This is a genomic window from Achromobacter sp. HNDS-1 (genome assembly GCF_040084795.1).
Classification (GTDB): Bacteria; Pseudomonadota; Gammaproteobacteria; order Burkholderiales; family Burkholderiaceae_B; genus Achromobacter; species Achromobacter ruhlandii.
In genome coordinates, this window is record NZ_CP157584.1 from 2,728,670 (window position 1) to 2,752,137 (window position 23,468).

Sequence of the window (23,468 nt, forward strand, 5' to 3'; positions counted from 1 at the left end):
AAAGATCATGTTTCCCAAAAGACTCACCGAAGGCTATCAGTCCTTTCTCGCCGGCCGTTTCCATTCCGAACGCAGCCGCTACGAAAAGCTGGCCGAAACTGGGCAAAGCCCGGAAATCCTGATCATCGGCTGTTGCGACTCGCGCGTCTCGCCCGAAGCGATCTTCGACGCCGGCCCCGGCGAAATGTTCGTCGTGCGCAACGTCGCCAACCTGGTCCCGCCCTGTGATCCCGATTCCGAATCCTCGTACCACGGCACCAGCGCCGCGATCGAGTTCGCCGTCAACGGCCTGAACGTCAAACACATCGTCGTCCTCGGCCACGCCTCCTGCGGCGGCATCCGCGCCTTCTTCGACGACGCCAAGCCGCTCACCAAGGGCGACTTCATCGGCAAGTGGATGTCCCAGATCGCGCCCGTCGCCGAAGAACTCGGCCCCGGCGGCGACGACCGCGCCGCCAACCTCAAGCGCCTCGAACTCGCCGTCATCGGCCACAGCCTGAACAACCTGATGACCTTCCCCTCCATCCGCCGCCGCGTCGAAAGCGGCGACCTGGAGCTGCACGGCACCTACTTCGGCGTCGCCACCGGCGTCCTGTTCCTGCGCGACCCCGCCACCGGCGAATTCAGTCCCTGCCTGGAAACCGGCCTGCCCGGCTGATCGCTCCGCGAACGCGGCGGCTCGGCCGCCGCGTGCAGGCAGCGCCGCCACAGCCCGCCACGGGCAAATAGCGCAGGCGCATCCGCGCCATGCAACCGCGGCAAGCACGCCAAACCGTCACTGCGCAGCCGCAACATCACACGGCCAGCGCAACGCCATCACCAGCGCGCAGCGTCATCCCCCCGACGCCAGACACCCAAACGCCAAAGAAGGCCGCCCGCGCGGCCGCCTTTGGCGACCCCGCAAGACCTTCCCCTACCCCCGATCGCTGGCAAAAACGCCAAGCACACAACTCGCCCCAAAGCCCGGCCGTTAAGTCTCATCAAAAGGGGGAGCCGGGGCAGGCGGGGGATGGCGGGGCGTGTAGATGCGCCCGACGGAATCTGAAGGGAAGGCCGAAGGCCTGGACGAAGATGAGGAAGGGGCAGTCCGGAGCGAAGGCTCCGGACCGCAATCGTAGCCCCGCCATCCCCCGCCTGCCCCGGCTCCCCCGGCTAAAGAACCCAACCGCCAGCCCCCTTAGACCCGATAGGCCTGCGCCAACCTCTCATAATTATTCTTAAGAATGATCCCCGCATAGTAGACATGCTCCCGCATCAGATCCTCGGCCCGCGCCCCATCCCGCGCAATAATGGCATTCACGATCCGATGATGATCATCATGCGACCGCAGAATGATCCCATGGTCCTCCCACAGGATGATCCGATCCGACGCATACGGAATCGCCTGCGCCTGCGTCGCGAACCGCTTCACCCACGGATTGCCCGCCGCCTCCAGGATCCCGTTGTGCAGCGTGATGTTGACCTGCTGGTACGGCAGATGATCCTCCGCCAGCAGCACGCCCTTGCCGAGAATGCGATCGCCTTCGTCCAGGCAGTTCTTCAGCACCGCCACCGCGTCATTCGATAAACCGCGCAGCGCTGCCTGCCGACAGGCCAGGCCTTCGAGCGCCGCCCGCACCTCGTAAGCCGCCACGATCTCGGCCAGGTCATAGGCCCGCACGGTGTAGCCGCGCTTGGGCAGGTGCTCCAGCAACCCCTCGTTGCCCAGCGTCGCCAGGGCCGCCCGCACCGGCGTGCGCGACACCCCCAGTTTCTCGGCCAGCGGGATTTCCTCCAGGCGGGCCCCGGGGCTGAACTTGCCATGCAGCACCCAGTCCCGCAGCGTATCGGTCACGTGTTGAGATAGCGTATCCATGCCCGCATTGTATACATGAAGAATACATGCGACACCGCCCCTTACCACCGCGCTAGGGCTTTCCCCAATGAGAACAGTCAAGGCTCCTCGATAAATACGGGAAACCCCCTATACCTGCCACCCCTTCATGTATACATAATCGCCAAAAATTCAGATCAGCGGACGCCGTTTCCAAGGCAGGCGAATCCGCGCAACAGGAGACAGCATGTCCAATGTATCCACGCCGGCCGCGGGCCCGGCCCCGCGGCTCGCGCTCGTCACCGGCGGCGGCGGCGGCATCGGCGCCACCATCTGCCAGGAGCTGGCCCGCGCCGGCTACCGCGTGGTGGTGTCGGACGTGGACGCCCAGCGCGCCCGTCGCGTGGCCGACGAACTCGGCGCGCCGCACAGCGCTCATGCCTTCGACGTCAGCGACGAAAGCGCCGTCGAAACGGCGTTCGACCAGATCGAAAAGACTCACGGCCCCATCGCCGTGCTGGTCAGCGCCGCCGGCCTGCTGCTGTTCCAGGCCAACGGCGAACGCCCGCTGATCAAGGACACCACGCTCGACATCTGGGAACGCAGCTTCGCCGTCAACGCGCGCGGCGTGTTCCTGTGCGGCCGCGCCTACCTGCGCCGGCGCGAAGCCGCGCCGCTCCAGCATGGCCGCATCGTCACCTTCACCTCGGTCGCCGCGCAGTTGGGCGGCTATCGCTCCAGCGCCTCGTACATCGCCGCCAAATCCGCCGTGCTGGGCCTGACCAAGGCCATGGCGCGCGAGTCCGCGCACCTGGGCATCACGGTCAACGGCATCGCGCCGGGGCTGATCGACACCGACATGCTGCGCAGCACCGTCACCAGCAGCGGTGCGCTGGCCGCCGCGGCGCAGGCGATTCCGCTGGGCCGCATCGGCACGGTGGACGACGTCGCCGCGGCCGTGCGTTTCCTGGCCTCGGAAGAAGCGGGCTACATCACCGGCAGCGTCATCGACGTGAACGGCGGCTACCGCATGCAATGAACACTGTGCAGTGAACCCAATCCGGCGGCCTAGCCGCCACGCAGCAACGCGCCATGGATAAAGGCGCGCACTCAAAAAACGGGAGACAAACCATGAAGCCCCTTCGCCGCCACGCGGCCGCCGCGCTATGCGCCCTTGCCCTGGGCGCCTCCGCCCAGGCCCAGCAGGAACCCGGCATCACCGACAAGACCATCCGCATCGGCCTGTTCGCGCCCCTCTCGGGCAGCGGCATGGCCTACGGTTTCGACGTGCTGAACGCCGCCAAGATGTGGTACGCCAAGGTCAACAAGGAAGGCGGCGTCAACGGCCGCCAGATCGAACTGGTGATCGAGGACGACCGCTGCAACGCCAACGACCTGGTGGCGGCGGTCAAGAAGCTGACCGAGCAGGACAAGGTGTTCCTGCTGAACGGCGGCTCGTGCTCGGCCGCCGTGGTGGCCGCGCGCGAATATGTCGAGCGCGAGAAGGTGCCGCTGGTCATGCTCAACGCCTCGGGCGACGGCGCGCTGTATCCGCCGTCCAAATACATCTACGGCGCGTTCTCGATCTCGCAGCACGCCGTGGGCGGTTCGATGGTGCAGTTCGCCAACGAGCACCTGAAGGCCACCAAGATCGGCTACATCAACCACGACGACGCCTACGGCGGCTGGAACCTGGAAGCCGCGCAGGCCCAGGCCAAGCAGCTGGGCAACGTGAACCTGCAGGTGCAATCGGTCAATCCCAACATCACCGACGTCACCGCGCCGATGCTCAAGATCCGCGCCGCCAACCCGGACGTGCTGCTGTTGACGACGTATGCCCGCCCCGCCGCGCTGATCATCAAGAAGGCGCAGGAACTGGGCTGGAACAAGCCCATCGTGCTGGCCGTCAACGGCACCGCCGACCTGAAGCAGCTGGTGGAGAACGTCGGCAACAAGGACGCCTTCAAGAATGTCTACATCCAGGAAGTGCTGAGCGACATGCCCGGCGGGCCCAAGCTGACCTGGGTCTACGACATGTACAAGCAGGCCTATCCGGACCTGGCCGCCAAGCCCGGCCACCCGCAGACCTACATGCCCTACGGCCTGCCGCCGGCGATGGCGGTGGTCAATGCGCTCAAGGCCGCTGGCCCGCAGCCCACCCGCGAGAAGGTGCTGGCCGCGCTGGAGACCATGAAGTTCGATTCCGGCGTCATGGCCGGCCCGATCGAGTTCGGCCCGAACGACCGCGCCGCGCAGGAATCGGCCATCTACATCAAGTTCGACGGCACCAACATGTCGCTCGTGCCGGGCGCCTTCAAGAGCGTCTGGCAGTACCAACCGTAACCGCCGACACAGGCCAGTGTGCTGTCCCGTAGATACGTGCGCATGACGTGCGGGCGTATCCGCGGGACAGCGCACCCAGTCCGCGCCGCGGCGCAGCGCCGCGCGGACCGCCGGAGACCATCATGAGCTTTGCCGATATCTGGTTGTTCCTGCAGCAGGGGGTGCTGTCGGGACTGGTGACGGGCAGCGTGTACGCGCTGCTGGCGGTCGCCGTTGTCATCATTTTCAAGACCACGGATGTGCCCAACTTCGCCCAGGGCGAGATCTTCATGGTCGGGGGCTACATCGCCCTGTTCCTGACCCTGGTGATGGGCTGGCCCTACCTGGCGGTCATTCCGGTGACGCTGGCCGTGGTGGCCGTGGTCTCCGGCCTGTTCCAGCGCGTCGTCATGGAGCGCGTCATCGCCTCCAGGGGCGTAGGCGTGCAGATGGTGATCGCCACGCTGGGCCTGGCCTACGCCCTCAAAGGGCTGGTGCGCCAGAGCGGGCTGGGCGACACGCCGCGCTCGCTGCCGCCGCTGGCTCCGACCGACGCCATCCTCATCGGCGACGCCGTGCTGACGCAGCTGGACCTGGTGATCTTCGCGGTGGCCGTGGGCGTGATGCTGCTGCTGTACGGGATGTTCACCTATACGCGTGTCGGCAAGGCCATGCGCGCCGTCGGCATGAACCCCAAGGCCGCGCGCCTGGTGGGCGTGAACCTGACGCGCATCCGCATGATGGTGTGGGCGCTGTCCGGGCTGATCTCGGCCGTGGCCGCGCTGCTCATCACGCCCAAGATCCTGATCACGCCGGACATCGGCCACATCGCCATCCTGGCCTACGCGGCCGCCATCGTCGGCGGCATCACCAGCCTGCCCGGGGCGGTGGTCGGCGGCTTCGTGATCGGCGTGGCCGAGAACCTGGTGGGCCTGTTCATTTCGACCAACGCCATCGTGGTGGCGCCCTTCGTCGCCATCATGGTGGTGCTGCTGCTGCGTCCGCAAGGCCTGCTGGGCGGCAAACTGCAAGTGAAAAAAGTATGAAACCCAATACCGACCGCGCCCTGCTGGCGCTCATGGCCGTGGCGCTGGCGGCCCTGCCGTTCATGGCCAGCGGCTATGTGATCTACGTCGTCAACCTGCTGATGGTGTTCGTGGTGCTGGCCCTGGGCCTGCACATCGTCATCGGCGAGACCGGGCAGTTCGCCCTGTCGCACGCCGCGTTCTATGGCGTCGGCATCTATACGGCGGGGCTGATCAACAACCTCTGGCACCCGCCCTTCTTCCTCTCGATCCTGGCGGGCGGGCTGCTGGCCGCGCTGCTGGGCTACATCATCGGCGCCCTGGCGCTGCGCATGCGCGATATCTACCTGGCGCTGTCGACCTTCGCCTTCGGCGAGGCGATGCAGTGGGTGTTCCTGAACTGGCAGGCGGTGACCAATGGCTCGAACGGCTTCCGCATTTCGCCGGCCACGCTGTTCGGCTATGAACTGGTGACCGACATCAAGGCCTATCCGTTCGTGGTCGCGATCGCCGCGCTGCTGCTGTGGATCACCGTGGCCCTGTCGCGCTCGCAGCTGGGCTCGGCTTTTCGCGCCGTGCGCGAGAGCGACGTGGCGGCGCAGGCCATGGGGGTGAACGTCAATGCCATCAAGCGCACCGCCTTCACGCTGTCGGCCGCCTACGCCGGCATCGCCGGCGGCATGTACACCACCTTCGCCTCGTTCATCCACCCGGAAAGCCTGGGCTTCCAGACCACCATCCTGATCCTCACCATGGTGGTGGTGGGCGGCATCGGCTCGGTGCGCGGCGCCATCGCCGGCGCCATCGGCTTCGGCCTGATCTCGGAGCTGCTGCGCCAGGCGCTGTCGTTCCAGGAAATCATCTACGGCGTGATCCTGATGGGCTTCATGATGTTCGCGCCCAAGGGCCTGTTCGCCAGCCGCGAGGCGCGCCGCCGCGCGCCGCCTCCGGCCGCGCCGCTGCCCGCGCGCCGGGACGCGCAGGGCGCGACCGCCAAACCCACGCAAAGGAGCGCGGCATGAGCGCCCAACCCTACCTCGACGTCCAGAGCCTGACGGTGAAGTTCGGCGGCCTGACCGCCATCAACGGCCTGTCGATGCAGGTCGAGCGCGGCCGCATCCACGCGCTGATCGGCCCCAACGGCGCCGGCAAGTCCACCACCTTCAACTGCGTCTCGCGCTACTACCGGCCGACGCAGGGCCGCATTGTGTTCGACGGCGTCGACATCACGAAGAAGAAGCCGCACGAAATGGCCGCGCTGGGCGTGGCCCGCACCTTCCAGAACCTGGAGCTGTTCAGCGCGCTGACGGTGCGCGAGAACGCGCTGCTGGGCACCTATGCGCACGGCGCCAACACGGCCTCGCGCCTGCTGCGTCCAGCCAATGCCGAGGCGCGCGAACGCGTCGAGCACCTGCTGGAACGCGTCGGCCTGGCCGACTTCCTCGACACGCCCGCGTGCAGCCTGGACTTCGGCCGCCAGAAGATGCTGGAACTGGCGCGCGCGCTGGCCATCTCGCCCAAGCTGCTGTTGCTGGACGAGCCCGCCGCCGGCCTGCGCAACCGCGAAATCGAGACGCTTGACCGCATCCTCACCGAGCTGTGCGAACGCGACGGCATCACGGTGCTGCTGGTCGAGCACGTGATGCAGCTGGTGATGTCGATCTCGGATCGCATCACCGTCATGTCATTCGGCGAGAAGATCGCCGAAGGCACGCCCGCGGAGGTGCGCAGCAACCCCCGCGTCATCGAAGCCTATCTGGGCAAGGGAGCCGCCGGTGGCTGAGAACCTGCTTGAAGTCGAATCGGTCAGCGCCGCCTACGGCAATATCCGCGCCCTGCAGGACGTGTCGCTGAAGGTGCCGCAAGGCGCCATCGTCGCGCTGCTGGGCGCCAACGGCGCCGGCAAGTCCACCACGCTCAACGTGATCTCGCGGCTGGTGACGCCCACCGCCGGCAGCGTGCGCTTTGCCGGCGAGGCCATCCACCGCCAGCCGGCCGACGCCATCGTCAGCCGCGGCATCGTGCAGGTGCCGGAAGGCCGCGAGATCTTCCGCGAGATGAGCGTGCGCGAGAACCTGGAAATGGGCGCCTACCTGCGCCAGGACCGCCAGGCGGTCAAGGCCGACCTGGACATGGTCTGCGACACCTTCCCGCGGCTGCGCGAGCGCTTCGAACAGAAGGCCGCCACGCTGTCTGGCGGCGAACAGCAGATGCTGGCCACCGGCCGCGCCATGATGGCGCGCCCGCGCATGATCCTGCTGGACGAACCGTCCATGGGCCTGTCGCCGCTGGTGGTGGAACAGATCTTCGACATCGTGCTGCGCCTGAACCGCGAGCAGGGCATCACCATCCTGCTGGTGGAACAGAACGTGAAGCTGGCGCTGTCGGTGTCCAGCTACGCCTACATCCTGGAAAACGGCGAGATCGCGCTGGAAGGCGCATCGGCCGCGCTGGCCAGCGACGAAGGCGTGCAGCGCGCCTACCTGGGCGGCTAGGAGCCAACAAACCATGCCCCTGATGATGCAAGACAAGCGAGTCCTCGTCACCGGCGCCGGACGCGGCCTGGGCGCCACCATCGCGCAGGGCTTCGCCCGCGAAGGCGCCAGCGTGATCGTGGCCGACCTCGATCCCGCCCTGGCGCGCGCCAGCGCCCAGGCCATCGCGGCCGCCGGCGGCCGCGCCATCGACGCCGCGCTGGACGTGACCGACGCCGCCGCGGTGCGCGCCTTCGCCGCCGAATGCGAAGCGCGCCACGGCCCCATCGACGTGCTCGTCAACAACGCCGGCATCTCGGCGCGGGCGCCGTTCGACGATCCGCAGACGCCGCAGATCTGGGAACGCGTGATGAACGTGAACCTGCAAGGCACCTTCAACGTCACCCACGCCTTTGTCGAACAGCTCAAGGCCAGCCGCGGCGCCATCGTCAACCTGTGCTCGATCGTGGCCTACGGCTGCGGCATCTCGACCGCCGGCTACGTGGTCTCCAAGGGCGGCGTGCGCTCCTTCACCGAAGTGCTGGCGCGCGACCTGGCGCCGCACGGCGTGCGCGTCAACGCCGTGGCCCCCGGCCTGATGGAAACCGAGATGACCGCCGGCCAGCGCGCCCAGGCCCACGGCACCGACTGGTACATGCGGCGCGCGCCGATGGCGCGGGCCGGACGCGCCGACGAGATCGTCGGCCCCGTGCTGTTCCTGGCCTCGGCCATGGCCAGCTACGTCAATGGCGTGGTGCTGCCGGTGGACGGCGGCTACCTGGCCGTATAGGAATCGATATGGAACCCCTCAATTCTCGTGGCACCGCGCTGGTGACCGGCGGCGCCAGCGGCATGGGCCTGGCGATCGTAGAACGGCTGGCGCGCGACGGCTTTCGGGTCGTCATGGCCGACCGTAACGCGGCCCTGGCCGACCAGGAAACCCAGGCGCTGCGCGCGCAGGGCCTGGACGTGGACTACCGCGTGGTCGACCTGGCCGACGAACACGCCACCCGCGCCCTGGTGCGCGAACTGGCGCCGCTGGCGGCGCTGGTCAACAACGCCGGCCTGTTCGACGAACGCAAATTCTTCGACGTCTCCAGCGACGACTACCGCCGCATGTTCGACGTCAACCTGTTGGCCGTCGCCACGCTGACGCAGGAAGCCGCGCGCGACATGGCCGCCGGCGGCAAGATCGTCAACATCGCCTCCCGCGCCTACCTGGGCGCGCGCAACCATCCGCACTACGTGGCCTCGAAGGCCGCGCTGGTGGGCTACACCCGCGCCTCGGCCATGGAGCTGGCGGCGCGCGGCATCCTGGTCAACGCCATCGCCCCCGGGCTGATCGACACGCCGCTCTTGCGCAACCTGAGCGCCGAGCGCCTGGCGGCCCAGCTGGCATTGCAGCCCACGGGCCGCGCCGGCCAGCCGCGAGACGTGGCCAACGCGGTGTCGTTCCTGGCCTCGCCGCAAATGGACTTCATCACTGGCCAGGTGATCTTCGTGGACGGCGGCAAGTCGCTCGGCGGGTCGGGAGCATAGGCAGCATGGACAGCATCAAGTGGGACAAGGAAGTCGACGCGCTCGTGGTCGGCTCGGGCGCGGGCGGCATGAGCGCCGCGCTGACCGCCAGCGTGGCGGGCCTGGACGTATTGCTCATCGAGAAGACCGACCGCATCGGCGGCTCGACCGCCATTTCCGGCGGCGCGCTATGGATACCGCTGAACGCGCAGACGGAGGCCGCCGGCCATCCGGACAGCTTCGACAAGGTCTGGACCTATCTGCAGGAAACCGTCGGCGCCGCGGCCTCCGACGAGATGAAGCGCGCCTATCTGGACGCCGGCCCGCGCATGATGAATGACCTGGTCGCGCGCGGCTTCCTGCGCGTGGCCGCGCGCACCGCCTCGCCCGACTACTACCCCGACCTGCCCGGCGCCGCCATGGGCGGCCGCTCGCTCGATCCGGTGGAATTCGACGGCCGCAAGCTGGGCCGCCACTTCAAGACGCTGCGCGATCCGTTGAAGGAGTTCACTGTGCTGGGCGGCATGATGGTCAGCATCACGGACGTGCGCCACCTGCTGCGCGCCACCCGCGCGTTCGCCTCGTGGCGCCACGCCATGAAGCTGGTGCTGCGCTATGGCGCGGACCGCCTGCGCGGCTACCACCGCGGCACCCGCCTGCTGCTGGGCAACGCGCTGGCAGCGCAACTGTTCCACGCCATGCTGGCGCGCAAGGTGCCGTACTGGCTCAACACGCCGGCGCTGGCGCTGCTGCGCGATGCCGATGGCGCGGTACTGGGCGCCACCGTGGAGCATCAAGGCCGGCACATCAACATCCGCGCCCGCCGGGGCGTGGTCATGGCCACGGGCGGCTTCCCGTGGGATTCGACGCGCCGCCGCCAGACCTATCCCCACCCCACCGACGACTGGTCGATGTCGCCGCGCGACAATACCGGCGACGGCATCCGCCTGGCCGAGGACGCCGGCGCGGCGCTGGGCCAGGGCCATTCCAGCCCCGCCTTCTGGGCCCCGGTCTCGATCCTGGAACAACCTGGCGGCAAGCGGCTGCACTATCCGCACCTGGTGTGGGACCGCGCCAAGCCGGGGCTGATCGCCGTCAACGGCGCCGGCCGCCGCTTCGTCAACGAATCGACCTCGTACCACGCCTTCGTGCAGGCCATGTACCGCAGCCACGAACAGGCGCCGACCATGCCGGCCTTCCTGCTGTGCGACCAGCGCTTCATCGATACCTGGGGGCTGGGCCTGGCGCTGCCCGGCGGACGGCCGCGCCAGCATCTCATCGATGCCGGCTACCTGCTGCAAGGCACAACGCTGGAGGCGCTGGCGCAGAAACTGGGCGTGCCGCCCGCTGCGCTGCACGCGACCGTCGCGCGCTACAACGAATACGCGGCGCAAGGCCTGGACCCCGACTTCGGCAAGGGGAGCACCGCCTACAACCGCTACCTGGGCGATCCCGAGCACCAGCCCAACCCCTGCCTGGCCCCGCTCGGCGCCGGCCCCTATTACGCGGTCAAGGTCTATGCCGGCGACATCGGCACCGCCTGCGGCATCGCCGCCAATGGCAACGCGCAGGCGCTGGACGCCGCCGGCCAGCCGATCCCCGGCCTTTATGTGGCCGGCAACGACATGCATTCCGTCATGGGCGGCGCCTATCCCGCGCCCGGCATCACGCTCGGACCCGCCCTGACTTTCGGCTGGGTCGCTGGACAACACCTGGCCCGTGGCCAACACTGACGCACCACCCCTGACAAGGAACCCCATGAAGATCTACTTTTCGCCCGCCTCGCCCTTCGTGCGCAAATGCATGGTCATCGCCCACGAACTGGGCCTGGCCGACCGCATCGAGAAACTGCCCAGCGCCGCCGGCCCCGTGGCCCGCGACCAGAACATCATCCCGGACAATCCGCTGGGCCAGGTACCGACGCTGATCACCGACGACGGCCAGCGCCTGTTCGACAGCCGCGTCATCTGCGAATACCTGAACGACCTGGGCAAGGGCGCGCTGTTCCCCACCGGCGCCACCCGCTGGGCCGCGCTGGCCGAGCAATCGCTGGGCGACGGCATGCTGGGCGCCGCGCTGCTCGCGCGCTACGAGACCGTGCTGCGTCCCGAGCCGCTGCGCTGGGACGGCTGGTACGAGGGCCAGATGGGCAAGGTGCGCGATGGCCTGGCGCTGCTCGAGAAGACCGCCGCCCGCCTGGAAGGCCGCCTGGACATCGGCACCATCACCGTCGGCTGCGCGCTGGGCTACCTGGACTTCCGCTACCCCGATTTCGACTGGCGCGCCGGCCACCCTGCCGTCGCCGCGTGGTTCAAGGCGTTCAACCAGCGCCCGTCGATGCAGGCAACGCTGCCGCACGCCTGACCCGCTCCGGTTTGGGCGGCCGCCAGTCCTGGAGAACCCGCCGGGCTCCAGGCGCAACGGCCGCCCGGTACGGCGCGCCCCCTTGGGCCCGCCGCTCGCCCCTGGCGCTTGCCAGGGGCTTTTTTTATCGTGAAATGGCTCGAGTCGATCACGCGACTTTTCAAATAGATGTCGGGGCCATGACTGCTCGATTCATTGAAACCTAATGCTGCATTCTTTCCCACTTGAAGCATGACCCATCAGTTTCAGACCGAGTGAAGGGCGAATATGGAACTCAGCCCTGTCATACATATTGATTTCACGATGCCCGATCGGTAACCATGTTGATCAAGCTGCGGCGGACCAATGCGCTCATCGCCGCTGAACCAGATCAATCGTTTTGCTGTATGCGTGGCACCACCGATTCATGAGCAAGCCTGTTCCAAAGTTTCCCACCAGCGGCATCTATCCCTGGGTCAAGCAATACATCCAATCGCTGCCGACACTGCATGGAAAGGTTGCTCTTGATATCCCGTGCGGCGATGGTCGTGCCACCGCCGTTTTGCGAGAGTCCGGGGCCGACGTACTGGCCTATGATCTGTTTCCAGAGAGTTTTTTACTGGATGGCCAAGCCCAATTCGCGGATTTGGCCGAACGCCTGCCTATTCCGGACGACTCGATCGATATCGTCGTATGCCAGGAAGGCATCGAGCATCTGCCGAATCAATTGCTTGCCTTGCAGGAATTCCACCGTGTACTGAAGCCTGGCGGCACGCTGGTGATCACGACACCCAATATTTCCAATTTGGTCGGCAGATTGGCCAACTTGGTGTTTGAATCCCAACTGCTGCGTGATACACCCTATGCCGCCGAAGAGTCCGCCTGGCGCATGGAGCATACCGGGCCCGGCGGGGCCTCCCAAACGCGGACCTACTACGGCCACATCTTCCTGGCGGGCGTCCAACGCCTGCGCACGCTACATCGAGTGGCCGGTTTCACCGACATTCGCGAACTGCCGACACACAAGAGCACCTCTTCCCTGCTGCTTATTCCATTTCTGCTTCCCATCATCGTTCTGCTCAATCTCAAATCCATGTGGAGAGCACGACGAAGGCTGCGGAATAACCCCGTCCTCTGGACGGAAAAAAAAGCGCAGTTCCGAACCAACCTGTCTCGTCCGACCTTGTTCAATCGGAATCTCTTTTTGGTGAGCCAGAAAAGTCCTTCGGCGGGCGCGGAGTCAGCCTGACTGCACAGGGCGATTCGAATCAGGTGCCTTTCCTTACAGATTGAAATGCCAGCGGCGGCGGCGCGGCCTATATTGAACTTTCGAGATACCGGCCAGACCAACCTGTAACCTCATGCACCGGGAGCCCACGCATGAACGTGACCGCCGTCTCCCCCATCGCCCGCGTCGCCCCGCCGTATGCCGCGCGCATTCCGCTGCTGGACGATACCCGCCCCGTCTGGGAAGCCGAATGGGCCGCCCGTAACGCCGCCACGCGCCAGGCGCAACGCAGCGCGCAGGCGCAGGCCGCGTGGCAGGCCCAGCGCATCGCCCGCGCGGCCCCGCCGCAGGCCGACGACGCCGATACCAGCCGCGTCGTCGCCAACACCCCATCCAAAGCGGTCGCCCTCGCGGCCGCCGCGCCCGCCGCCATCAATGTCGACCAGCTGCGCGACCTGTACGCGGACGCCCGCCTGCGCCGCGCCATCGACGAATTCTCGGCGCGCCCCGATCCGGTGGCGCTGCGCGCCGACAGCGCCAACGACCTCGGCACCATCGAGGGCCTGACGCCGCTGCAACCCTACCGCGTGGCCATGGGCAATCCGCAAGTGCAGGAACTGCAGACCGCCGTGGCCATGAAGGCCGCGGGCCTCGGCATCCCCAAGGTCGAGAACATCGGCCCCACCGAGAACGTCACCGATCAAGCCCGCTACCGGCCCAACGCGCGCACTTGATGATTGAACCGCGCAGGCGCGCCCCGCGCCTTGGGGGCGCCCTGGCGCGAGACATGAAGGGCTCGTGTAGAGGGCGCCTCACATAACGCTCACGTGCACCGCTGCGCCGATCCACGCAAGAAAAAAGCCGCCCACACGGGCGGCTTTTCACTTGCCGGACGGCGAGGTCCGATCAGTGGAAGAACTCGGCGATCATCGTCGCGCCCAGGAAGGTGCCGGCGTTGGCCGCCAGCGACACCACCACGATCTTCCAGCCCAGCTTGCGGAAGGCCGGCAGGTCCTTCAGGATCGACAGGCCGGCCATCGCCAGGATCACCGTGGTGAACGGCAGGAAGTTGACCTTGTTGACCGCGGCGATGATCTGGTCCGAGTACGGCACCGCGCCGGGGCAACCCACGGTCATGGCGATCAGCGACAGCACCGCCACGGCGGGCAGCTTGGGCACCACGCGCAGCAGCAGGTCGGCGATCACGACCAGCAGGATGATGATCAGCATGCCGGGCAGCGCGTCCAGGATCGGCACCTTGTAGCCGAACTGATTGCCGACCAGCGCGAACAGGCCGCACACGGCGTAGGCGGTCAGGCGGTCGCCGAAGCCCATCTTCACGGCGTGCGACGGCGCTTCGGTGGCGGCCGCGGCATCGGCGGCCGTGTCGGCCTTGCCGCGCGAGAAGCGGCCCAGCACCGGCTCCAGCTTGCCGTACAGGAATACAGTCGTCGGCAGCGAGATGAACAGCGTGAAGTACACGCCCACCACCGTAGTCAGCAGGTTGGCGGCGGCGGCCAGCGCGGCCACCTGGTGCGCCACTTCCGGCGTCTGCTGCGAAGCGATGGCGCCCACGCCCGCGGCCATCATGCTGCCCGAGCCCACGCCGGCGCCCATGGCGAGCGAGCGCGGATCGAAGATGTTCAGGCTGGTGATGAAGCCGGCCATCAGCGCCACGAACAGCGCGCCGATCACGGTGCCGGTGATGTACTCGGCCATCACGCCGCGGCCTTCGGGCGAATTCATGCCGTAGCGCTCGCCGATGATCGCCAGGCTGGGCTCGCGGCCCACCGAGAACGTCGCGCCGATGGCTTCGCGCTTGATGCCCAGCAGCAGCGCCAGCGGCAGGCCAATCGCCATGGTGCCGAAGAAGTGGCCGAATTCCTGGAACACCAGGGCCCAGCCGGCTTCGCGCACCTGCGGCAGCGAACCGCCCACCATCAGGCCCAGCTTGGCCAGGAACGGCAGCAGCGCGTATTGCAGGTAGCCGCTGATGCGGGTCTGCATGGCGGTGTCGATACCCGCGTTGGCCGGCAGGCGCTGGCCGAAGGCGGCCACGACCGCGCCGATGAAGATGGCCCAGAGCATGGGCTGCAGAACGATCTTGCCCGGGCCCACCGCGAAGGTGACGCTGCCGATCGCTTCGGACACGAGCACCACCAGCAAGATGGCGACGAGCATGCGGAGGCGGCTGGATAGCGACATGGCGGGCATGGCCTGGCTGGCGCCGGCTTGAGACATCGGATTCCCCTGAGTACGTGAGTAGGTATGGCGCGGCCCGATCGGCATGTCCGTGACGGGCCAGCCCCGCTGAACGGCTGGTGCGGGACGGCGTGCGCGGGCGGTCCGTAGGGACGGCTCGCGATGCGAGCGGGCGGCAGCGGCGATTTTCGCCCGGGGCCCGCCGGACCAACCATGACACCGCCAGGGCTAATGTGTTGCGTAAAATGCAACGGACGCCCCTGGACAGGGAATTTTTTGCAAGAACCAGCAATATATAAGGGTAAACCCTCAATATATTGCAGACCGAACCGATGCCTTTGCGCCACGGAGCACCGCCATGGACGAAAAACTCGACGCCCGCCGCACCCATTACTTCATGCAGGTCATGAGCCGCGGCTCGGTGCGCGGCGCCGCCGAAGTCCTGAACATGGACCCGTCCGCCGTCAGCCGCGCCATCGCCGCGCTGGAGCGCGACTGCGGCATGGCCCTGTTCGAGCGGCGCGGCCGCGGCGTGGTGCCGACCGACGCCGGCCACATCCTGGCGCGCTACGTGAAGCGCCAGCAGAACATCCAGGAGAGCTTCTTCTCGGAGATCGACAGCCTGCGCAAGGCGGAGCGCGGCCACATCGACCTGGTGCTGGGCGAAGGCTTCGTCGAGCTGATGTTCGACCGCGTCCTGCCCGGTTACTGGCGCAATCATCCGGAAGTCACGCTGGACATCGACGTGGCCCGCACCTCGGAAATCGTGCAGCGCATCGTCGACGACCAGGCCTACATCGGCCTGGTGTTCCAGCCGCCCAACGACGCCCGGCTGCGCACGCATTACTCTCGCCCCGAGCCGATCCGCGCCATCGTGCGCCAGGAGCATCCTTTGACGCGCCTGCAGCGCCCGCTGCTGCTGACCGACCTGGTCGAGTACCCCGGCGCCGCGATGCAGGAAGGCTTCGGCGTGCGCCAGCACATCCAGGCCGCCGAGATCAGCGAACAGGTGCGGCTGCGCAACGTGCTGACCACCTCGTCGTTCAAGGCGTTGTGGCAGTTCGCCGCCACCGGCATCGGTTATGCCCTGACGCCGCCCATCGCCGTCACCGCCGACATGGCCGCGATGCGGCTGGCGAGCCTGCCGCTGGCCAACCCCATCCTCAACCAGGGCAGCCTGCACGTGCTCAGCCGCGCCGGCCGTCACATCTCGCCGGCGGCGCGCGAACTGCTGGACCACATCGTGCGCGGCATCGGCACGCCCGCCGCCGGCGCCATCTGATACGGTCGCCTGGGGCCAATCTGCACCTGCCGCGCCCGCGCCGGGGCGGCTACAGTGGGTCCATCCCCTGTCTGGAGACCCGCCATGCTCAGCTTCCTGCGCACGGTCAAATCCGTGCTGTGGGGCTTTTTCGGCGTGCGCCGCGGCCGCGGCTACGACGCCGACATCGCCCACAACAAGCCCACCCCGCTGATCCTCACCGGCCTGTTGATGGCCGCCTGCCTGGTCGTGATCCTGGTGCTGGTGGCGCGCTGGGCCGTCAACGCCGCGCTGTAGGCCGCCGCGCGATCGGCAACGACGCCCAGGCATCACTGGATGGATCGCGTGCCCGCGAAGCCGCGAGCCAGCACGCTAAGGCAGCGCCAGCGCCGACATTTCCGTCAGCAGTTGCCCGAAGGCCCGCACCGCCGGCGCCTGCGGTTCCACCTGGCGGGAAATCAACCTGAAGTCAGCATGCGTCAACGGCGGCAGGCCGTAGCGGCCGTCGATCACGTCCATGCCTGGCCGCACGTCCTCTTGCGGCAGCGCCGTCACCGCCAGCCCCGCCAGCACCGCCGCGCGCAGGCCCTCCTGGCTGGGCGAGGTGAACGCCACCCGCCACTCCAAACCGGCCGCCTGCAGCGCATCCACGCCCACCAGCCGATGCACACAGGGCGACGGCGCGAAAGCCAGCGGGATCGGCTCGTCATCGGGAAAATCGAATGCGTGCGCGGCCGCCCACACGAAGCGCGTGCGCCGCAGCATCGCGCCGCGCTCGGGTTCGCTGGGCAACGCCATCACCACGGCCAGATCCAGCGCATCCGCCTCGACCTGGGTGCGCAGATCCAGGTAGCTGCCGACCACCACGTCCAGGCGCACCGCCGGAAAGGCGCGCGCGAACCGCGCCAGCAGCAACGGCAGGCGTTCGCCCATGAAGTTCTCGGGCACGCCCAGGCGCACCGCCCCCGCCACCGACGACCGCTGGAAGCGCCGCGCCAGCGCGTCCTGGGCGCGCAGCACCTGTTCGGCGTAGCGCAGGAAGTCCTCGCCGTCCTCCGTCAGCGCCAGGCTGCGGGTGGTGCGGACCAGCAGCGCGGTGCCGGCCTGCTCCTCCAGGCGCCGGATCTGGTGGCTGACGGCCGACTGGCTCAGGTGCAGCCGTTCGCCGGCGCGGGTGAACCCGCCGGCCTCCTTGACCGCGACGTAGGTGCGCAGCAACGCGGTATCGAAGTCCATGGCATCAACTCATGATGAAATTTAATTAATTCGACGAAATTAAATCATTTCCATCATTTTTAACAGGCTCCCAGAATGAGGTCCCGCGGCGGATTCCCGCCGCCGACCTCTCGTGAGAACCCCGATGCCGCTTTCGATAGCGCAGAAAAACAGCTTTACGCTGGCCGCCGTCTGCCTGGCCGCCCTGATGTTCGGCCTGGAGATCTCCAGCGTGCCGGTGATCCTGCCCACGCTGGAACAGGCGCTGCACAGCGGCTTCCAGGAACTGCAATGGATCATGAACGCCTACACCATCGCCTGCACCACGGTGCTGATGGCCGCGGGCACGCTGGCCGACCGCTACGGCCGCAAGCGCCTGCTGCTGGCCAGCCTGGCGGTGTTCGGCCTGACCTCCCTGGTCTGCGGCTGGGCGCAGGACACCGGCGTGCTGATCGCCGGCCGCGCCCTGCAAGGCCTGTCCGGCGGCGCCATGCTGATCTGCCAGGTGGCGGTGCTGTCGCACCGCTTCCAGGACGGCGCCGCGCGCGGCCGGGCCTTTGGCGCCTGGGGCATCGCCTTCGGCGTCGGCCTGGGATTCGGCCCCGTCATCGGCTCGGCCATCGTGGCGGTAGCGAGCTGGCAATGGGTGTTCCTGGCGCACGGCCCGCTGGCGTTGATCGCGCTGGGCCTGGCGTGGAAGGGCGTGGACGAATCGCGCGATCCGCGCCAGCGCAAGCTGGACGTGGCCGGCATCGTCTCGCTGTCAGTGGCGGTGTTCGGACTGGCCTGGCTCATCACCCAGGGGCCTTCGGCGGGCTTTGCCAGCGCGGCAACCCTCGGCAGCCTGGGCGCGGCCATCGCGGCGCTGATCATCTTCGTGATCGCCGAACGCCGCTGCGCCGACCCGATGTTCGACTTCGCGGTCTTCCGCATTCGCCGCTTCTCGGGCGCGCTGCTGGCGTCAGCCGCGATGAACTTCAGCTTCTGGCCCTTCATGATCTACCTGCCGCTGTATTTCCAGAACGGCCTGGGCTATGGCGGCCTGGGCACCGGCCTGGCGCTGCTGGCCTACACCCTGCCGACGCTGGTGGCGCCGCCGCTGGGCGAGAAACTGGCGCTGCGCTACCGCCCCGATACGGTGATCCCCGCCGGCCTGTTCGCCATCTGCCTGGGCTTCGCGCTGATGAAATGGGGCAGCGGCGTCGCGCAGGCCAGTTGGCTGACGATGCTGCCTGGCTGCCTGCTGGCCGGCGCCGGCCTGGGCCTGATCAACACGCCCGTGACCAACACCACCACGGGCGCGGTGCCCGGCGACCGCGCCGGCATGGCCTCGGGCATCGACATCAGCGTGCGCATGATCAGCCTGTCCATCAATATCGCGCTGATGGGATTGCTGCTAGTCGAAAGCGTCCTGGCGTCGCTGCGCCGCCATTGGCCCCAGGCGCCCGCCGATGCCACGCTGCGCGCCATGGCCGAGGCCCTGTCGGCGGGCAACCTGGGCGATGGCGCCGCGCCCGCCATCCCGGCGGACGTGGCCCGGATCGCGCTGACGCACGGGTTTGGCGATGTCATGCTGTACGGCGCGGCGGCCGTCGGACTGCTGGCGCTGGCCAGCCTGGCCGTCTTCCGGGGCGCCCGGCCGCGTCCCCGGCCGCGTCCCCGGGCCGTCGCCGGGTCCGGCGGCTGAACGCCGCCACGCAGGCGTACGCCGCAGGCATACGCTTATTACCAGAATGACTTAGACGCTCGAACCAGCTGCCTGTTACGGTTATGAATCCCCCAGTCCCCGCCCACGGCGGGCCACGCTTGCGGGGACCAGACCGAGAAGACTTCAAGGGCAGTAGACATGTACGTGTATGACCCCGTCGACCAGCAGCTCGTCGAGCAGCGCGTGGCGCAGTTCGCCGACCAGACGCGCCGCTTCCTCGATGGCCAGCTCACCGAAGATGAATTCCGCGTCCTGCGCCTGCAGAACGGCCTGTATATCCAGCGCCACGCGCCGATGCTGCGGGTGGCCATTCCCTATGGCATCCTGGCCTCGCGCCAGCTGCGCACCTTGGCGCACATCGCGCGCAAGTGGGACCGCGGCTACGGCCACTTCAGCACGCGCCAGAACATCCAGTTCAACTGGCCCAAGCTGGAGGACGTGCCGGACATCCTGGCCGAACTGGCCACGGTGCAGATGCATGCCATCCAGACCAGCGGCAACTGTATCCGCAACACCACCACCGACCACTTCGCGGGCGTCGCGCCGGACGAGCTGATCGACCCGCTGGTGTGGTGCGAGATCATCCGCCAGTGGTCCACGCTGCACCCCGAATTCGCGTTCCTGCCGCGCAAGTTCAAGATCGCGGTCAGCGGCGCGGTGCAGGACCGCGCGGCGGTCGGCGTGCACGACATCGGCCTGCAGGCGGTCGAGCGCGACGGCAAGCTGGGTTTCCGCGTCTGGGTCGGCGGCGGCATGGGCCGCACGCCCATCGTCGGCAAGCTGATCAACCCCTTCGTCGAATGGCAGGACCTGCTGACCTATCTGCAGGCCGCGCTGCGGGTCTACAACCTGCATGGCCGCCGCGACAACAAGTACAAGGCGCGCATCAAGATCCTGGTGAAGGACCTGACGCCGGAAGTCTACGCGCAGCAGGTGGACGAACAGTGGCAGCTGATCAAGGGCGGCCCCGACACCATCACGCAGGAATTCGTCGACACCATCGCCGCGCGCTTCATCTGGCCGCAATACGATCCAGCCGCGGCCCAAGATACCGACAACACGGCGGCGCTGGCCGCCGCCGACAAGCGCTTCGCCCGCTGGCTCCGCACCAACGTGCATGCGCACAAGACGCCGGGCTACGCCGCCGTCACCGTCTCGCTCAAGGCCACCGGCGTGCCGCCGGGCGACATCACCGCGGACCAGATGGACGCGGTGGCCGCGCTGGCCGATGAATACGGCTTCGGCGAACTGCGCGTGTCGCACGAGCAGAACCTGATCCTGGCCGACGTGCGCCGCGCGCGCCTGCACGAGCTGTGGGGCAAGCTCGAAGCGCTCAACCTGGCCACGCCCAACGTCGGCCTGCTGACCAACATCATCGCCTGTCCGGGCGGGGATTTCTGCGCGCTCGCCAATGCCGTGTCGATCCCCGTGGCCGAGGCCATCCAGCGCCAGTTCGACAACCTCGACTACCTGTTCGAGATCGGCGAGCTGGACCTGAACATCTCCGGCTGCATCAACTCCTGCGGCCACCACCACGTCGGCCACATCGGCATCCTGGGGGTCGATAAGGCCGGCGAAGAGTGGTACCAGGTCACCATCGGCGGCCGCCAGAACGGCGCCGCCAAGCCCCTGCCCGACATCGAATCCACAAAGGGCGGCGGCGCCGCCATCGGCCGCATCATCGGCCCCTCGTTCGCCCGCGACCAGGTGCCGGGCGTGGTCGACCGCCTGATCCGCACCTACCTGGGCTTGCGCGACAGCGAGGAAGAACGCTTCATCGACGTGGTGGACCGCGTCGGCATCGATCCCTTCAAGCAAGACGTGTATTCCGACCCCGCCTTTGCCAAGCCCGCCCAGGAGGCCGCCCATGTCTGAGCCCTACGCCCACGACGCGCCCGGCCCGCACCTGATCCGCAACGGCCGGCTGGAAGCCGACAGCGCCCGCCCCTTCGTGCCCGACCCCGAGGTCGCGGCCGACGGCCAGGTGCCGACCGACGAGCCCGGCTGGATCGTGCCGCTGGCCACCTGGAAGGCCTCGCACGCCACGCTGCGGCGCCATCGCCATCCGGTCGCGGTCCTGCTGCAACCGGACGCCGACCTGCGCGACCTGCTGGAAGCCGATGGCACGCTCGATCCGGCGGGCATCGCCTTCATCGCGGTGGACTTCCCCGTCTACACCGACGGTCGCGGCTATTCGCTGGCGCAACTGCTGCGCACCCGCTATCACTGGACGGGCGAGCTGCGCGCGGTCGGCGACGTGATGATCGACACCATCCACTACCAGGCGCGCGTCGGCTTCGACAGCTTCCTGGTCAAGCCGGGCCACGACCCGCACAAGGCGCTGGAAGCGTTCAAGACCTTCACGGTGCACTACCAGAAGACCTACCGCGCGCCCGCGCCGGCGCAGGCCTGACGCGCGCAGCCGGCCTCGATGCCATCGAGGCCGGACCGAACCCTTATCGTTCAATCCGCCTCGTCGACCAAGCCGGGCAAGCTCCAGCGCTGGCGCCTGACCTCGTCCTGCCCCAACTGCGTGCGGATCAACTCGGCAATGGCGCGCTGGCGCGGCGCCTGCATGCGGTCTATCAGGCTCGAAACGCTGACCGCCAGCCGCGGATAGCCGCCCGCGTCGCACAACGCCACCCCGACGCCCAGCACGCCCGGCACCGCCGCATTGCCCACCACCGCCCAACCCCGGTCGCGCGTGTTCTCGGCCAACCGCCGCATCTGCGCCACCGTCATGCCGCCATAGGCGCGCAAGGCCTGCTCGTTCTGTGCGATCACCTCGTCGGCCTCGGCCGGCGGCAAGGCGCCCAGCAGCGCCAGGCCGGCCGCGCCCACGCCCAGCGGCTGGCGATGGCCGATGGTCACCGCCAGCACCTGCACCGGGTAGTTGCCGACCTCGCGATGCAGGCATAGCGAATCGCCGCCGGCGCGGCAGATCAGGAATGCCGAATCGCCGCTGACGTCGCTGATCTGCCGCAGCACCGGCCGCAGGCCGCGCACCGCTTCGGCGTGCGGATCGCCGGCCATCATCACGCCCAGCTCCGCCATGCGCCAGTGCGGCGCGTCCGGCTCGCGCAGCGCGTAGCCCTCCTGCGCCAGCACATCCAGGTACCGGTAGACGGTGGAGCGCTGCATGCCGGCGGCGCGCGCGATGTCGGTCACGTGCATGCCGGCCGCGCCCGCCTGGCGCAGCACGCCCAGCACCCGCAGCCCGCGCCGCAACACCCGCGGCCCGCCGTCGTCGCTTTCCGGTTTGTTCATTTTCTGGACACCTTGCGTTGATGAGGCGCCTATCAAAGCCCAATATGAAGTCGGGCAGGCAAAGATCTGTCCAGATATTAGACAAACAGGACGGAGACAACCATGCAGACATTCAGCAGGCGGCTGGCCGCCAGCGTCGCGGCCCTGGCGGGCGCCATTGCATTCAGCGCGCCGAGCCAGGCTGCCAAACCCTATCCCGAACGCCCGGTGACCCTGGTGGTCGGTTACGCCGCGGGCGGCGCCACCGACATCGTGGCGCGCCTGGTCGCCAAGGCCCTGAACGAGGAACTCGGCCAGACCATCGTGGTGGAGAACAAGACCGGCGCCAACAGCAACATCGGCGCCGAAATCGTCGCGCGCGCCGCGCCCGACGGCTATACGCTCTACGTCGGCTCGATCGCCAACACCATCAACCGCACGCTGTACAGCAAGCTCAACTACGACTTCGTCAAGGACTTCGAGCCGATCGGCCTGCTGGCGACCATCCCCAACATCCTGGTGGTCAACCCCAAGCTGCCGGTCAAGACGGTGCCGGAATACCTGGCCTACGCCAAGGCCCACCCCGGCAAGTTGACCTGCGCCTCGTCGGGCAGCGGCTCGTCCATCCACCTGTCCTGCGAACTGTTCAAGATGCAGACCGGCACCGACATCCTGCACGTGCCCTATCGCGGCAGTGGTCCGGCGGTGGCCGACCTGCTGGGCGGCCAGGTCGATTCCATGTTCGACAACCTGCCTTCGTCATTGCCGCACGTGCAGGCCGGCAAGCTGCGCGCCATCGGCGTCACCTCGCCGCAGCGGCTTCCGGCCGTGCCCGACGTGCCGACGCTGGCCGAGTCCGGCCTGCCCGGCTTCGACGTCGAATCCTGGTTCGGCCTGATGGCGCCGGCCGGCACGCCGCAACCCATCATCGCGCGCCTGAACCAGGCCATGAACAAGGCCCTGGCCAACCCCGCACTGCTGGCCTCGTTCCAGCAATCGGGCTTCTACGCGCCGCAATCGCCCAACACGCCGCAGACCTTCGGCAAGAAGATCGCCAGCGAAATCGACAAATGGGGCGAAGTGGTCAAGCGCGCCGACATCAAAGCCAACTGA

At 67.8% G+C, this 23,468-nt stretch carries 23 protein-coding genes; 19 read left to right on the forward strand and 4 right to left on the reverse strand.

Annotated features, from left to right (window positions below; translation table 11 throughout):
• Window positions 1–7 precede the first annotated feature (7 nt).
• Window positions 8–658 carry a carbonic anhydrase gene (locus tag ABFG95_RS12625; protein ID WP_049076615.1) on the forward strand — a complete coding sequence of 217 codons (651 nt, stop codon included), beginning with the start codon at window positions 8–10 and terminating at the stop codon, window positions 656–658.
• 519 nt (window positions 659–1,177) lie between these two features.
• Here the strand turns inward: ABFG95_RS12625 and ABFG95_RS12630 are convergent.
• Entirely contained in the window at window positions 1,178–1,834 is a 657-nt protein-coding gene (locus ABFG95_RS12630) for a GntR family transcriptional regulator (protein ID WP_230846684.1), read from the reverse strand.
• Window positions 1,835–2,060: 226 nt separating this feature from the next.
• Between ABFG95_RS12630 and ABFG95_RS12635 the strand changes: the two genes are divergently transcribed.
• The 12 genes from ABFG95_RS12635 to ABFG95_RS12690 all read left to right on the forward strand — a co-directional run bounded on the left by ABFG95_RS12635 (window position 2,061) and on the right by ABFG95_RS12690 (window position 13,457).
• Complete coding sequence (locus ABFG95_RS12635; protein WP_049076620.1) at window positions 2,061–2,852, forward strand: SDR family oxidoreductase; 792 nt, start codon at window positions 2,061–2,063, stop codon at window positions 2,850–2,852.
• A gap of 92 nt (window positions 2,853–2,944) precedes the next feature.
• Window positions 2,945–4,156, forward strand: coding sequence for an ABC transporter substrate-binding protein (locus ABFG95_RS12640; protein ID WP_348995989.1), 1,212 nt, complete (start codon window positions 2,945–2,947; stop codon window positions 4,154–4,156).
• 122 nt (window positions 4,157–4,278) lie between these two features.
• Window positions 4,279–5,181 carry a branched-chain amino acid ABC transporter permease gene (locus ABFG95_RS12645; protein ID WP_054417916.1) on the forward strand — a complete coding sequence of 301 codons (903 nt, stop codon included), beginning with the start codon at window positions 4,279–4,281 and terminating at the stop codon, window positions 5,179–5,181.
• Window positions 5,178–6,182, forward strand: coding sequence for a branched-chain amino acid ABC transporter permease (locus ABFG95_RS12650; RefSeq protein ID WP_348995990.1), 1,005 nt, complete (start codon window positions 5,178–5,180; stop codon window positions 6,180–6,182). The genes ABFG95_RS12645 and ABFG95_RS12650 overlap by 4 nt, the downstream gene beginning before the upstream one ends.
• Window positions 6,179–6,943 (forward strand): ABC transporter ATP-binding protein, encoded by a 765-nt coding sequence (locus ABFG95_RS12655; protein ID WP_348995991.1) that lies wholly within the window; start codon window positions 6,179–6,181, stop codon window positions 6,941–6,943. The genes ABFG95_RS12650 and ABFG95_RS12655 overlap by 4 nt, the downstream gene beginning before the upstream one ends.
• A 4-nt stretch (window positions 6,944–6,947) precedes the next feature.
• Window positions 6,948–7,655 (forward strand): ABC transporter ATP-binding protein, encoded by a 708-nt coding sequence (locus ABFG95_RS12660; RefSeq protein ID WP_194957127.1) that lies wholly within the window; start codon window positions 6,948–6,950, stop codon window positions 7,653–7,655.
• Window positions 7,656–7,668: 13 nt separating this feature from the next.
• Window positions 7,669–8,424 carry an SDR family oxidoreductase gene (locus ABFG95_RS12665; RefSeq protein ID WP_064527314.1) on the forward strand — a complete coding sequence of 252 codons (756 nt, stop codon included), beginning with the start codon at window positions 7,669–7,671 and terminating at the stop codon, window positions 8,422–8,424.
• 8 nt (window positions 8,425–8,432) lie between these two features.
• Window positions 8,433–9,173 carry an SDR family NAD(P)-dependent oxidoreductase gene (locus ABFG95_RS12670; RefSeq protein ID WP_063581622.1) on the forward strand — a complete coding sequence of 247 codons (741 nt, stop codon included), beginning with the start codon at window positions 8,433–8,435 and terminating at the stop codon, window positions 9,171–9,173.
• A gap of 5 nt (window positions 9,174–9,178) precedes the next feature.
• A complete protein-coding gene (locus ABFG95_RS12675) occupies window positions 9,179–10,885 on the forward strand; it encodes an FAD-dependent oxidoreductase (RefSeq protein ID WP_278991304.1) in 1,707 nt (568 codons plus the stop codon).
• Between the two features lie 25 nt (window positions 10,886–10,910).
• Entirely contained in the window at window positions 10,911–11,516 is a 606-nt protein-coding gene (locus ABFG95_RS12680; RefSeq protein ID WP_006390017.1) for a glutathione S-transferase, read from the forward strand.
• A 379-nt stretch (window positions 11,517–11,895) separates the two neighbouring features.
• Window positions 11,896–12,744: a class I SAM-dependent methyltransferase gene (locus ABFG95_RS12685; protein WP_278991307.1), complete on the forward strand. Its 849-nt coding sequence runs from the start codon at window positions 11,896–11,898 to the stop codon at window positions 12,742–12,744.
• A 131-nt stretch (window positions 12,745–12,875) separates the two neighbouring features.
• On the forward strand, window positions 12,876–13,457 hold the full coding sequence (locus ABFG95_RS12690; RefSeq protein ID WP_049076637.1) for a hypothetical protein: 582 nt from the start codon (window positions 12,876–12,878) through the stop codon (window positions 13,455–13,457).
• Window positions 13,458–13,629: 172 nt separating this feature from the next.
• On the opposite strand, the gene ABFG95_RS12695 is transcribed toward ABFG95_RS12690, so the two are convergent.
• A complete protein-coding gene (locus tag ABFG95_RS12695) occupies window positions 13,630–14,964 on the reverse strand; it encodes a DUF3100 domain-containing protein (RefSeq protein WP_278991309.1) in 1,335 nt (444 codons plus the stop codon).
• Window positions 14,965–15,283: 319 nt separating this feature from the next.
• Between ABFG95_RS12695 and ABFG95_RS12700 the strand changes: the two genes are divergently transcribed.
• Together ABFG95_RS12700 and ABFG95_RS12705 are read left to right on the forward strand one after the other, a co-directional pair.
• Entirely contained in the window at window positions 15,284–16,207 is a 924-nt protein-coding gene (locus ABFG95_RS12700) for a LysR family transcriptional regulator (RefSeq protein WP_068981217.1), read from the forward strand.
• 84 nt (window positions 16,208–16,291) lie between these two features.
• Entirely contained in the window at window positions 16,292–16,483 is a 192-nt protein-coding gene (locus ABFG95_RS12705; RefSeq protein WP_278991311.1) for a DUF2970 domain-containing protein, read from the forward strand.
• A gap of 75 nt (window positions 16,484–16,558) precedes the next feature.
• Here the strand turns inward: ABFG95_RS12705 and ABFG95_RS12710 are convergent, their stop codons facing one another.
• Window positions 16,559–17,422, reverse strand: coding sequence for a LysR substrate-binding domain-containing protein (locus ABFG95_RS12710; protein WP_175144705.1), 864 nt, complete (start codon window positions 17,420–17,422; stop codon window positions 16,559–16,561).
• Window positions 17,423–17,546: 124 nt separating this feature from the next.
• Here ABFG95_RS12710 and ABFG95_RS12715 point away from each other — a divergent pair, with 124 nt between their 5' ends.
• The 3 genes from ABFG95_RS12715 to ABFG95_RS12725 all read left to right on the forward strand — a co-directional run bounded on the left by ABFG95_RS12715 (window position 17,547) and on the right by ABFG95_RS12725 (window position 21,522).
• A complete protein-coding gene (locus tag ABFG95_RS12715; protein ID WP_278991312.1) occupies window positions 17,547–19,088 on the forward strand; it encodes an MFS transporter in 1,542 nt (513 codons plus the stop codon).
• Window positions 19,089–19,247: 159 nt separating this feature from the next.
• Entirely contained in the window at window positions 19,248–20,984 is a 1,737-nt protein-coding gene (locus ABFG95_RS12720) for a nitrite/sulfite reductase (RefSeq protein ID WP_348995992.1), read from the forward strand.
• Window positions 20,977–21,522: a DUF934 domain-containing protein gene (locus ABFG95_RS12725; RefSeq protein WP_348995993.1), complete on the forward strand. Its 546-nt coding sequence runs from the start codon at window positions 20,977–20,979 to the stop codon at window positions 21,520–21,522. The genes ABFG95_RS12720 and ABFG95_RS12725 overlap by 8 nt, the downstream gene beginning before the upstream one ends.
• A 50-nt stretch (window positions 21,523–21,572) precedes the next feature.
• Here ABFG95_RS12725 and ABFG95_RS12730 read toward each other — a convergent pair whose 3' ends face one another.
• Window positions 21,573–22,376, reverse strand: coding sequence for a helix-turn-helix domain-containing protein (locus ABFG95_RS12730; RefSeq protein ID WP_054500475.1), 804 nt, complete (start codon window positions 22,374–22,376; stop codon window positions 21,573–21,575).
• A 102-nt stretch (window positions 22,377–22,478) separates the two neighbouring features.
• Here ABFG95_RS12730 and ABFG95_RS12735 point away from each other — a divergent pair, with 102 nt between their 5' ends.
• Window positions 22,479–23,468, forward strand: coding sequence for a tripartite tricarboxylate transporter substrate binding protein (locus ABFG95_RS12735; protein ID WP_054417904.1), 990 nt, complete (start codon window positions 22,479–22,481; stop codon window positions 23,466–23,468).

Excerpts from the sequence above, each read along its gene's own strand:
- ABFG95_RS12690 (WP_049076637.1), top strand. The coding sequence starts at position 12,876 with ATGAACGTGACCGCCGTCTCCCCCATCGCCCGCGTCGCCCCGCCGTAT.
- ABFG95_RS12665 (WP_064527314.1), top strand. The coding sequence starts at position 7,669 with ATGCCCCTGATGATGCAAGACAAGCGAGTCCTCGTCACCGGCGCCGGA.
- ABFG95_RS12700 (WP_068981217.1), top strand. The coding sequence starts at position 15,284 with ATGGACGAAAAACTCGACGCCCGCCGCACCCATTACTTCATGCAGGTC.
- ABFG95_RS12680 (WP_006390017.1), top strand. The coding sequence starts at position 10,911 with ATGAAGATCTACTTTTCGCCCGCCTCGCCCTTCGTGCGCAAATGCATG.
- ABFG95_RS12725 (WP_348995993.1), top strand. The coding sequence starts at position 20,977 with ATGTCTGAGCCCTACGCCCACGACGCGCCCGGCCCGCACCTGATCCGC.
- ABFG95_RS12650 (WP_348995990.1), top strand. The coding sequence starts at position 5,178 with ATGAAACCCAATACCGACCGCGCCCTGCTGGCGCTCATGGCCGTGGCG.
- ABFG95_RS12730 (WP_054500475.1), bottom strand. The coding sequence starts at position 22,376 with ATGAACAAACCGGAAAGCGACGACGGCGGGCCGCGGGTGTTGCGGCGC.
- ABFG95_RS12675 (WP_278991304.1), top strand. The coding sequence starts at position 9,179 with ATGGACAGCATCAAGTGGGACAAGGAAGTCGACGCGCTCGTGGTCGGC.
- ABFG95_RS12710 (WP_175144705.1), bottom strand. The coding sequence starts at position 17,422 with ATGGACTTCGATACCGCGTTGCTGCGCACCTACGTCGCGGTCAAGGAG.
- ABFG95_RS12715 (WP_278991312.1), top strand. The coding sequence starts at position 17,547 with ATGCCGCTTTCGATAGCGCAGAAAAACAGCTTTACGCTGGCCGCCGTC.
- ABFG95_RS12625 (WP_049076615.1), top strand. The coding sequence starts at position 8 with ATGTTTCCCAAAAGACTCACCGAAGGCTATCAGTCCTTTCTCGCCGGC.
- ABFG95_RS12670 (WP_063581622.1), top strand. The coding sequence starts at position 8,433 with ATGGAACCCCTCAATTCTCGTGGCACCGCGCTGGTGACCGGCGGCGCC.
- ABFG95_RS12695 (WP_278991309.1), bottom strand. The coding sequence starts at position 14,964 with ATGTCTCAAGCCGGCGCCAGCCAGGCCATGCCCGCCATGTCGCTATCC.
- ABFG95_RS12735 (WP_054417904.1), top strand. The coding sequence starts at position 22,479 with ATGCAGACATTCAGCAGGCGGCTGGCCGCCAGCGTCGCGGCCCTGGCG.
- ABFG95_RS12655 (WP_348995991.1), top strand. The coding sequence starts at position 6,179 with ATGAGCGCCCAACCCTACCTCGACGTCCAGAGCCTGACGGTGAAGTTC.
- ABFG95_RS12705 (WP_278991311.1), top strand. The coding sequence starts at position 16,292 with ATGCTCAGCTTCCTGCGCACGGTCAAATCCGTGCTGTGGGGCTTTTTC.
- ABFG95_RS12720 (WP_348995992.1), top strand. The coding sequence starts at position 19,248 with ATGTACGTGTATGACCCCGTCGACCAGCAGCTCGTCGAGCAGCGCGTG.
- ABFG95_RS12645 (WP_054417916.1), top strand. The coding sequence starts at position 4,279 with ATGAGCTTTGCCGATATCTGGTTGTTCCTGCAGCAGGGGGTGCTGTCG.
- ABFG95_RS12640 (WP_348995989.1), top strand. The coding sequence starts at position 2,945 with ATGAAGCCCCTTCGCCGCCACGCGGCCGCCGCGCTATGCGCCCTTGCC.
- ABFG95_RS12635 (WP_049076620.1), top strand. The coding sequence starts at position 2,061 with ATGTCCAATGTATCCACGCCGGCCGCGGGCCCGGCCCCGCGGCTCGCG.